The organism is Streptomyces sp. KR55 (assembly GCF_052245645.1).
In the GTDB taxonomy this organism is placed as follows: Bacteria; Actinomycetota; Actinomycetes; order Streptomycetales; family Streptomycetaceae; genus Streptomyces; species Streptomyces flavusporus.
This window is the reverse complement of sequence record NZ_JBQQCE010000077.1, coordinates 16,838-27,209: the sequence shown is the minus strand read 5'-3', so window position 1 is coordinate 27,209 and position 10,372 is coordinate 16,838. Positions and strand designations below refer to the sequence as shown.

Annotated in this window: 9 protein-coding genes; 8 read left to right on the top strand and 1 reads right to left on the bottom strand. The window is 69.7% G+C overall.

Features of this window, described 5'->3' with window-relative positions; all coding sequences use genetic code 11:
- From ACTWQJ_RS14130 to ACTWQJ_RS14120, 3 genes are all read left to right on the top strand, one after another.
- Positions 1 to 2,038, top strand: a 2,038-nt coding sequence (locus tag ACTWQJ_RS14130) for an MMPL family transporter (RefSeq protein ID WP_443306979.1), incomplete at its 5' end; no start/stop codon positions are given.
- Between the two features lie 93 nt (positions 2,039 to 2,131).
- The gene (locus ACTWQJ_RS14125) at positions 2,132 to 3,442 is read left to right on the top strand and encodes a sensor histidine kinase (protein ID WP_443306978.1); all 1,311 of its coding nucleotides are present in this window, start codon (positions 2,132 to 2,134) and stop codon (positions 3,440 to 3,442) included.
- Positions 3,439 to 4,116, top strand: coding sequence for a response regulator (locus tag ACTWQJ_RS14120; protein ID WP_443306977.1), 678 nt, complete (start codon positions 3,439 to 3,441; stop codon positions 4,114 to 4,116). The genes ACTWQJ_RS14125 and ACTWQJ_RS14120 overlap by 4 nt, the downstream gene beginning before the upstream one ends.
- Before the next feature lie 75 nt (positions 4,117 to 4,191).
- On the opposite strand, the gene ACTWQJ_RS14115 is transcribed toward ACTWQJ_RS14120, so the two are convergent.
- Positions 4,192 to 4,656, bottom strand: coding sequence for a MarR family winged helix-turn-helix transcriptional regulator (locus ACTWQJ_RS14115; protein ID WP_443306976.1), 465 nt, complete (start codon positions 4,654 to 4,656; stop codon positions 4,192 to 4,194).
- 256 nt (positions 4,657 to 4,912) lie between these two features.
- Here ACTWQJ_RS14115 and ACTWQJ_RS14110 point away from each other — a divergent pair, with 256 nt between their 5' ends.
- The 5 genes from ACTWQJ_RS14110 (at position 4,913) to ACTWQJ_RS14090 (ending at position 10,325) form a co-directional block, all read left to right on the top strand.
- Entirely contained in the window at positions 4,913 to 5,110 is a 198-nt protein-coding gene (locus ACTWQJ_RS14110) for a ferredoxin (protein ID WP_443306975.1), read from the top strand.
- Positions 5,107 to 6,312: an NAD(P)/FAD-dependent oxidoreductase gene (locus ACTWQJ_RS14105; RefSeq protein WP_443306974.1), complete on the top strand. Its 1,206-nt coding sequence runs from the start codon at positions 5,107 to 5,109 to the stop codon at positions 6,310 to 6,312. The genes ACTWQJ_RS14110 and ACTWQJ_RS14105 overlap by 4 nt, the downstream gene beginning before the upstream one ends.
- An 11-nt stretch (positions 6,313 to 6,323) precedes the next feature.
- A complete protein-coding gene (locus ACTWQJ_RS14100) occupies positions 6,324 to 7,553 on the top strand; it encodes a cytochrome P450 (RefSeq protein WP_443306973.1) in 1,230 nt (409 codons plus the stop codon).
- Positions 7,554 to 7,855: 302 nt separating this feature from the next.
- Positions 7,856 to 9,133, top strand: a complete 1,278-nt coding sequence (locus tag ACTWQJ_RS14095; RefSeq protein WP_443306972.1) for a metallophosphoesterase — start codon at positions 7,856 to 7,858, stop codon at positions 9,131 to 9,133.
- A gap of 955 nt (positions 9,134 to 10,088) precedes the next feature.
- The gene (locus ACTWQJ_RS14090; protein ID WP_443306971.1) at positions 10,089 to 10,325 is read left to right on the top strand and encodes a hypothetical protein; all 237 of its coding nucleotides are present in this window, start codon (positions 10,089 to 10,091) and stop codon (positions 10,323 to 10,325) included.
- The last annotated feature ends 47 nt before the right edge of the window (positions 10,326 to 10,372 follow it).

Sequence of the window (10,372 nt, the reverse complement as noted above, 5' to 3'; positions counted from 1 at the left end):
CTCCGCCTCCGGCGCCACGGCCCGTGTGGTCATCGAGGCGAAGGACGGGCGGAAGCTGACGTCCGCCGCACACCAGCGGCAGGTGGAGTCCCTGGTCGCCGATCTGCGGAAGGCTCCGCAGGTGGCGAGCGTCGCCGACCCCTTCGCCAGCGGCCTGGTCAGCTCCACGGGCAGCATCGCCTACGCCCAGGTGACCTACAGCGTGCCGCAGGCCGACCTCACCTCCGCCGCGTCGGACGCCCTGCGCGAGGTGGCGGACAAGGGTGAGAAGGCGGGCCTGAACGTCAGCCTGGGCGGCAACGCGGTGCTAGAGGAGGGGGAGAGCAACGCCGCCGAACTGATCGGCCTGCTGGTCGCCGCCTTCGTCCTGGTCATCACCTTCGGATCGCTGGTCGCGGCCGGGCTGCCGCTGCTCTCCGCGATCGTCGGCGTCGGTGTGGCCCTGTGCGCCATCACCGTCGCATCGTCGTTCGTCGACATGGCCTCCAACGCGCAAACTTTGGCGCTCATGCTGGGTCTGGCGGTGGCCATCGACTACGCCCTGTTCATCGTCTCCCGCTACCGCACGGAACTACGCGAGGGCCATGAGCCCGAGGAAGCCGCCGGACGCGCCCTGGGCACCGCGGGCTCGGCCGTCGTCTTCGCCGGCCTGACGGTGATCATCGCGCTAGCGGGTCTGAGCGTCATCGGCATCGCGATGCTCACCACCATGGGCCTGGCCGCGGCCTTCGCCATCACCATCGCCGTACTGGTCGCTCTCACCCTGCTGCCGGCCACGCTGGGCTTCACCGGCACCCGCGTCGCCCAGGGCCGCCTCACCACCCGCCGCATGCGCGCCGCGCAGCACGGCCGGCGCGACACGATGGGCGTGCGCTGGGGCCGCTTCGTCACCCGGCACCCCTGGAAGATGCTGCTGGCCTCCGTCGTCGGCCTGAGCGTGCTGGCGATACCGGCGCTGTCGCTGCGGCTGACCCTGCCCGACGACAGCATGGCCGCCCCCGGCAGCACCCAGCGTGTGGCCTACGACACCCTCAGCAAGGGTTTCGGGCCGGGCTTCAGCGGCCCGCTCACTGTCGTCGTCGACGCGCGCGGCAGCACCGACGCGAAGGCCGCGGCCACGGACACCTCCGCCATGCTGGACGGCCTGGACGCCGTCGCCACCGTGCGGCCCCCGGTCTTCAACGAGGCCGGTGACGTCGCCCTGCTCACCGCGGTGCCGGAGAGCTCACCCACCAGCCAGGAGACGGTCGACCTAGTCGCCGACATACGCGAGCGCAGCGACGCGGTGGAGAAGGACAGCGGCGCGCAGGTCATGGTGACCGGCACGACTGCTCTCAACATCGACGTCTCCGCCAAGCTCGGCGAGGCGATGGTGCCCTACCTCGCCATCGTCGTCGGCCTCGCCCTGGTTCTGCTGCTGCTCGTCTTCCGTTCCGTGCTGATCCCGCTGAAGGCCGCGGCCGGCTTCCTGCTCAGCGTCGTCGCCACCCTCGGCGTGCTGGTCGCCGTGTTCCAGTGGGGCTGGCTCAAGGACGTCTTCGGCATCGACGAGACCGCGCCGATCGTCAGCCTGCTGCCCATCCTGCTGATCGGCGTCGTCTTCGGCCTGGCCATGGACTACGAGGTGTTCCTCGTCTCCGGGATGCGCGAGGCGTACGTCCACGGCGCCGGCCCCACCGAAGCGATCGTCACCGGGTTCCGGCACGGCGCCCGCGTGGTCACCGCCGCCGCCGTCATCATGATCTCGGTGTTCGCCGGCTTCCTGCTCGACGACGTCGCCCTGGTCAAGTCCATCGGCATGGGTCTCGCCACCGCGGTCCTCTTCGACGCCTTCGTCGTCCGCATGACCCTGGTGCCCGCGGTCATGACCCTGCTCGGCGCGCGCGCCTGGGCGCTTCCCCGCTGGCTCGACCGCCTTCTGCCCAACGTTGACGTGGAGGGCGAGAAGCTCCGTCGCGCCCTGGCCGAACGCGACCGCCACGCCCACCTCCCCGCGCCGGCCGCACAGGAGCCGGCGGCGCCCGCCCCCCTCGGGTAGGCACCCGCCCGGCCCCCTCGACCCCGCCCGTCGGCTCTTCCCCCGAGGGCCGGCGGGCGGTCTGCCCGGACAGCGAAAGGGCCCGAACCCGTCATGACCGATCCGACCACCGAAGTGCCTGCACGCGGCGCCTCCCCGCATGCGTCCCGGCTTCCGCAGTCGCTGACCAGCGATCCTGACCACCGCGTCACCGTGTCGATCATCAGCGGGCTGGCCGCGTGGCGGATGCTCGACCGCCACCACCCCCGGGTGCGGCGGTGGGCTGTGCCCGTCTTCTGCGCCGTCCTCGGGCTGCCCTCCCTGCTCAACCCGGCCAACCGCACCCACCTGCCCGCCGAGATCGCCCTCACCCTCGCCTACACCGTCCCGCTGCTGTGGCGCGAACGCCGTCCCGGCCTGGTGTTCGCCCTCACCACGGCCGCCTCCGTCCTGGCGCTGCCACTGAACGTCCTCAACGGCGCCGACGCCGCCCGGATCGTCGCGCTCTACAACGTCGGCCGCTACGGCAGACCCCGCCAGCTGGCCCTCGCCTGCACGGTCACCGCCGCCCAACTCATCGTCTGGACCGCGGCGTTCTGGGGAAGCGGCCACCTGCAGCACGCCAAGCGCCCCGAGATGATCACGCTGCTGGCCATGCTCGCCGTCACCGCCTGCGCGGGACTGGCCCTCACCGGACGCCTGGCGAAGGCGTACATCGTGGCCCTCGAGACCGAACGGGACCAGCAGACCCGCCTGGCCGCGGCCCGGGAACGCACCCGTGTCTCCCGCGAGATGCACGACGTCCTCGGCCACACCCTCGCCGTCATGGTCGGACTCGCCGACGGCGCCGCCGCCCTGGCGAAGTCCCGCTCCGAGAAGTCCGCTGACGCCCTCGGCCTCATCGGCGACAGCGGCCGCGAGGCCCTCGCGGAACTGCGCCGCCTGCTCATCGTGATCGACGATCCCACGACGCAGAGCGACACCACCCCGCTCTCCCCGCAGCCCACCCTCCAGGACCTGCCCGCCCTGCTCCACCGCGTCCGCGCCGCCGGCCTTACCGCCGACCTGCGTACCGACGGGGACCTGACCTCCCTCAGCCCCGGCTTCCAGCTCACCGCGTACCGCATCGTGCAGGAAGCCCTCACCAACACCCTCAAGCACGCCGCGGCCGACACCACCGTCTCCGTCGACCTGCGCGGAGGCGAGGAATCGGTGCACGTCACGGTCGAGGACACGGGCCCACCGCGCGCGGTGGACGGCGAACGGCACGGCGGACAGGGCCTGGTCGGCATGCGTCAGCGCGCCGCCCTCTACCAGGGGCGCATCCAAGCCGGTCCGACCGCCGCGGGCGGCTGGCGCGTCCACACCATCCTGAGCACCTCCCGCACCCTGTCCGCCGTCGTCACGGAGAAGCACCGCATATGACCACCGTCCTCATCGTCGACGACCAGACCCTGCAGCGACTGGGTTTTCGCATGCTGCTCGAAGCGCAGCCGGACATGTCGGTGGTCGGCGAAGCGGCCCAGGGCCAGGAGGCCGTCCGCCTGACCGCGCAGCTCCGCCCCGACGTCGTCCTGATGGACGTCCGGATGCCCGGCGTCAACGGTATCGAGGCCACCCGGCGCATCGTCGAGTCCGGCGGCCGTTCCCGGGTCCTGGTCCTGACCACCTTCGACCTCGACGAATACGCCTACGAGGCCCTGAGGGCCGGCGCCACCGGTTTCTTCCTGAAAGACGCACGCCCCGAGGAACTCGTCGTCGGTATCCGAGCGGTGGCGGCCGGCGACTGCGTCATCTCACCGAGCCTGACCCGCAGGCTCATCGACACCTTCACCACCTCGCGATCACAGCGCCCGCCCGGTTCCGCCGCCCTCAGCCCCGAGCAGCAGCACCAATTGGCTGGCCTGACCGCACGCGAAGGCGAAGTCCTCGCCGCCGTCGCCGCGGGGTGGTCCAACGCCGAGATAGCCACCCACCTCCACCTGGCCGAGTCGACGGTCAAATCCCACGTCAGCCGCATTCTGGGAAAGATCGAGGTGCGCGACCGGGTGCAGGCCGTCATCTTCGCCTACGACGTGGGCCTGGCCCGTCCGCAGTGACCCCGTGGGCACGCCCGCGCACCGGTCCCGAGCGGCGTTGCCCGACGCGGCCATGTCGCCGGGCCGGACCCGTGCCTACCGCGGGGTTTGCTCCGGGGCGGGGTGTGGCGCGTATTCCGTGCCGACGTGCTCGTCGATGACGTCCAGGAGCGCGGCCAGAGCCGCGAGCCGTGCGGCGCCGAGGCCACCGAACGCCTGCCGCAGCGCCTCATTGCCCGCGGCCAGTCCAGAGGACAGCGCGGCTGTGCCGGCAGGGGTGAGGGTGACCATCTTGGCCCGACGGTCGGTGGCGCTGGGGCTGCGGCGCACAAGACCCTGGCGTTCCAGGGCGTCGACGGCCTGGGTCACCGAGCGCGGCGCCTTGCCGAGCTGTCCCGCCAGGCCGGCCTGATTGACCGGGCCGAGCCCGTCCACGGCCTGCAGGAGCTTCAACCGTGACAGCGACAGCCGTCCGGTCATCAGTCGCTCGTCGATCTGCCGCCGGACCTGGCCGGCCAGCCGGAGATAGCGAAGTCCGACCTCGGACACGTCTGCTGCCATCGCTTCTTCACCCCTCTCCCAAACTAATGAGGTACCACACTATATGCTAGCGTTGATGAGGCACCTCACGAAAAGGTGCGGTCCCGTGAGGCGGCCGGCGCCGACCGCCCCTCGTACCGGATGCCTCCCGGACACCGCATACCGCCGCACACGCCGAGCCAGAGACCAACCCCACCCAACCGCCGCGCCCGCTCGGCACAGATGACTACCGGAGTGCGGCACGGACTCCACGGAACAAGCGGAGGAAGACCTGCCGATGAACGTTCACATCGACGAGCACAAGTGCGTGGCCAGCGGGCAGTGCGTCCTGGTCGCCCCGGACGTCTTCGACCAGCGGGACGAGGACGGCATCGCTGTCCTGCTCGACACCTCGCCGTCGCCCGGGAACAGGGACGAGGTACAGGAAGCAGTCGTCGTCTGCCCGGCCGCGGCCATCCGCCTGGAAGACTCGTGAACCGGATCGTCGTGGTCGGCGCTTCGGCAGGCGGGCTGGCCACGGTCGGCTCACTGCGCCAGCAGGGCTTCGCCGGACACATCACCCTGATCGGCGACGAACACCACCTGCCCTACGACCGGCCGCCCCTGTCTAAACAGATCCTGACCGGACAGTGGGGACCCGAACAGCTCTTACTGCGCCCCGAGGAGGAGCTCGAAGCACTCGGCCTCGACCTCCGGCTCGGTACCGCCGCCGCCTCCCTCGACCCGCGACACGGCACCGTCACCCTCGCCGACGGCGACACCGTGCCGTACGACGGACTGGTCATCGCCACCGGTGTGCGGCCCCGCCCCTTCCCCAGCCAGGAGAACACGGCCGACGTGCATGTCCTGCGCACGGTGGAGGACGCTCTCGCACTGCGGGACTGCCTGCAGCCCGGCAGCCGCCTGGTCATCGTCGGCGGCGGATTCGTGGGCACCGAGGTCGCGGCCGCCGCTCGGCAGCACGACGTCGACGTCACCCTGGTGGAACCGGGCCCGGTACCGCTGGCCTGCAGCATCGGCGAGTATGCGGGCCGCTTCCTCGCCGGGATACACCGCAACAACGGCGTACGCGTCCACACCGGAGTGCGAGCCACAGCGCTCGACACGGCCGGTGGAGCCGTCACCGGCATCCGGCTGCACGACGGACGGCATCTGCCCGCCGACGCCGTACTGATCGCCACCGGCTCCCTGCCCAACACCGAATGGCTCCGGGTGAGCGGCCTCGACATCAGCGACGGCGTGGTCTGCGACGCCTACAGCCGCTGTGGACCCGGCATCCACGCGGTCGGCGACGTGGCCCGCTGGTACAACCCGCTCTTCGGCTGCGCCATGCGGGTCGAACACCGCACGGCCGCCTCCGAACAGGGCATCACCGCCGCCCACAACCTTCTGCACCCGACGTCCCCCCGCCCGCTCGCCCCCGTGCCCTACTTCTGGACCGACCAGTACGACCTGAAGATCCAGTCCTACGGATACCTGCGGGGACACGAGGAGACCGCCCTCCTCGACGGCGACCTGGCCGACGGCAGGGCGCTGATCGGCTACCGACGGGGCCGCCGTCTGTCCGGTGTGCTCTCGATCAACATGCCCTTCAAAGCCATCCGCCCATGGCGCAGCGCCCTCGCCCGTCGCACCGAATGGGCCGACGCACTTCCCGCACCAGCGCCCGCCCGATGAAGGGAGAGACAATGACCAGCCCTCACCACCACACCACTGTGCACCCCCGCTTCCCACAGGCCCGGCCGTCCGCCTGCCCGTTCGACCCGCCCAAGGACTATGGGGACTGGCAGAAGCGCGAAGGGCTGCAGCGCGCCACCTTGTGGAACGGCTCCACCGCCTGGGTGGTGACCCGCTTCGAAGACATTCGCGCCGTCCTGAGCGACCCGCGCATCAGTGCCGACAGCCGCAACCCCGGAATGCCCCGCCTCACCCCGGCCGCCCAGGACCAGCCCGACGAGGAGCCGCCCTTCGTCCGGCTGGACGACCCCGAGCACGCCCGGCAACGCCGCATGCTCACGGCCGACTTCACCGCCAAGCGTGCCAACGCACTGCGCCCCCAGGTACAGGTGCTCGTCGACGACGCACTCGACGAGATGGTCGTCAAGGGCCAGCCGGCCGACCTGGTCGCCGACTTCGCCCTGCCCGTGCCCTCACGCGTCATCGCCGTGCTACTCGGCGTCCCCTACGAAGACCACGCCTTCTTCCAATACTGCAGCAACAGGCTGCTCGACATGTCCCTGCCCGCCGAGCAGGTCAGGACAACCGGCGAACTCTTCGGCACCTACCTGCACGAGCTGATCAGCAAGAAGACGACCGAACCCGGCGACGACCTGCTCAGCCGGCTCGTCGCCGAACGCGTCGACACCGGCGAACTCACCAGCCGACAGCTGACCTCCATAGCTCTGCTCATGCTCATCGCCGGGCACGAGACGACCGCCGACACCATCGCCCTGGGCACCCTGTCCCTGCTCCGCCACCCCGAACAGCTCGCGCTCCTGCGCGACGCAGAAGACCCGGCCGTCATCGCCCGAGCCGTCGAAGAACTGCTGCGCTACCTGTCCATCGTCGAGAACGTCATTGTCCGGGTCGCCGCCGAGGACCTCACGGTCGCGGGACAGAACATCCGGGCTGGTGACGGCATCATCGTCAGCCTCCCGGCCGGGAACCGCGACACCGCTCTGCTGCCGGACCGCCCCAACTTCCTCGATCTCACCCACAACGCCCGCGCCCACCTCGCCTTCGGATTCGGTGTCCACCAATGCCTGGGACAGAACCACGCCCGGATGGAATTGCAGGTTGCGATCCCCACACTGCTGCGACGCCTCCCCGGCCTGATGCTCGCCATCCCCTTCGAGGAAGTCCCCTTCCGGCAGCAGATGTCCGTCTACGGCGTCACCAGCCTCCCCGTCACCTGGTAGGCCAACAGCCGCCCGACTTCCGCGGGAACCTGCGCGGGTTCTTCTCCGCGTCACAACACTCCGTTTGAGCAGCCGGCCGGGTCACCCGGCCCGCTGCCCCACCCTGCCCCATCCGAACAACCGGCGTCTCAGGCGTCGTTCTCGAAGCCGCATCACCAGTCGGCCCACGACACAGCGGCCGCCACACCATCCGCCCCGACCACTCTCCCGGAGCCTTCGCCGCCCATGCCCCGACATCCTGACCCCACCAGCCGCAACGGACAGCCCGCCTCTCTCCCAGCCGTCCGGCCTAAGGCATCAGGGTGAGCACCCTCGCGCAGGAAGTCACTGTCGCCGCGGCGAGCATCGTCCTGTCAGCCGCCGGGCACCGCTACCTCTACCTGCGGCTCGTCAAGAACGTCACGGCCTCCCCGAGCCTGCGCCGCGCGGGACAGGCCACGGCCGTCGCCCTCACCGCCCTGGTACCCGCCGGTGTCCTCGCCGCCCAGTACGCCAATCCGGCACGCATCGCGTGGCTGGCCTGGCCCGCCTTCGTCTGGGTCGCCCTCGCCGCCTACCTGCTGATGATCCTCGTCATCCTCGAGATCCCGGTACGCCTCACGGCGCGTGCGCTGCGGCGACGTTCCGGATCCGGTCCCGCAGTCCCCGCGCGGGCCCTTCGGGTACCGGTCGTCCTCCAGGTGCGGTCCGTTGCCACTTCGGTCCCCGAGGACTCACATCCCCGCCCGCTCGAGAAAACACCACGGATGGTAGACCGCCGACAGGTCCTGGTCCGGTCGGTCGCGCTGCTCGCCACCGGTACCGCCGCGGCCACCACCGGCTACGGCTTCCACCGCGGCCTGGGCGCACCCGATGTGAAGGTCGTGCCGGTGCCCCTGCGCCGACTGCACCCTTCACTCGACGGCATGCGCATCACGATGGCCAGTGACCTGCACCTGGGGCCCTTCTTCGGCCGTGCGCACACCGCACGCATGGTCCGCATGATCAACGACACGTCTCCCGACCTCGTCGCCATCGTGGGAGATCTGTCCGACGGCCGCGCCGAAGACCTGGCCGCCCACGCGGAGCCGCTCACCCGGCTGTCTTCGACCCACGGTGCCTTCTTCGTCACGGGCAACCATGACTACCGCCACGACGTGGACGCCTGGGTCGACACACTCGCCGACTTCCGTGTCACCACACTGCGCAACACCCGGTCACTGATCACACACCGAAACGGAGCCATCGACCTCGCGGGTGTCACCGACGTCGAAGGTCAACAGCATCACGACGCGCCCGACTACGACAGGGCCCTCGGCGACCGCGACCACTCCCACCCCGTCGTCCTGCTCGCCCATCAACCCGTACAGGTGCACGAATCGGCCCGACATGGAGTCGATCTTCAGCTCTCCGGACACACCCACGGCGGGGCCTTCTTCCCCGGCAACCTGCTCGTACCACTGACCCAGCCCGTGACGGCCGGACTGGCCATCATCGACCGCACCCAGCTCTACGTCTCCCGCGGAGTCGGAGCGTCCCTGCCACCCATCAGGGTCGGGGCGCCACCCGACATCACGGTCATCGAACTCCGCAGGGTGTGAAAGAGGCGTCCTCAACCGTCTGAGGCAGTTCGTCCCGGAGCATGCAAGTGCCGGTCTTCGTTTGGCGTCCCGAGCATTGCTCCGGAACCGTACCCGTTCGCCCGCACGGCAGAGCAAGCTCGCCCAGCCCGACCAAGTGCGACCACGCCTCCCCCGTCGCAGAAGGCCCGAGCCACAGCCAGCTGTCCACACCGCCAACGCACCATGCCCACAGGCCGAAAACGGGAAGTCGAGTGAAATGGCCCTGGTCATCCCTCCTGGGCGCTACCCTGCCCGGCCAACTCAAATGCACAGTCCGACAGCTTCAGTGCTCATCCGCCAGATGTATTGCTCAGTCACACGACATGGGCCTCGCGCGTCAAGGTCAGTCCTCACCTCGCGATGCTCGATTTATGTTCGATACATTGCTCTCAGAGGCACAGGAACAGTCCTCGATGCACTGATAGGCGGACGGTCATGCTGCGAACGGCGTGCGTCTCGCGCCACATGGCGACGAGCCCGTCCGCAGCCGGGAAACGAGGCACTCTGAGGCGTCTGGAGAATCCTCCGTCCGCTCCCCCAGCAGGCTATCGATCGCCCTGCGCCCCCTCTTCCCCGCCTCCGTCGGGTTGATCCGGGCGGTTGAGAAGTTCGACTACGCCAAGGGCTACAAGTTCCCGACCCGTCACCACCACCACCGAATCGCGCACTCGCATCCCAGCCACCTCCTTTGGCGGACGAGTGAAGGCTGTCCTGAATGACACCGGTACCCGCAGCCCAGCGGCACACTGCAAGAGGGAGCGGCCGCCACACCCATAGCGTCTTCCCGCGCCCAGCAGAGTGATTTCATGTATGCCGGTCGGGTGCGGGCCAACGTGCCGTCCCGGGTGCTGAGCGTCTCGTCGCTACCTTCCAGGGACGCCGTTCACAGGCGATCCAGCTTGCCATTCCCCAAACAACGAGGAGCTGACCATTCATGGCCGTGTGCGAGGTCTGCCACAACGACTACGAGATGTCGTTCGAAGTGCGCGCCGCAGGAGGAGCAGTCCACACCTTCGACAGCATCGAGTGCGCCGCCCAGAAGATGGCACCGGTCTGCGACAACTGCCAGTGCCGCATCCTCGGCCACGGTCTCCAAACGGACGGGCAGTTCTTCTGCTGTGCGCACTGCGCCCGCCAGAAGGGCTTCGCGCAACTCGTGGATCATGCCTGACGGCAGCATCTGGCGGTACGTCACATAGCCCAGCGCCGTCGGTAAGG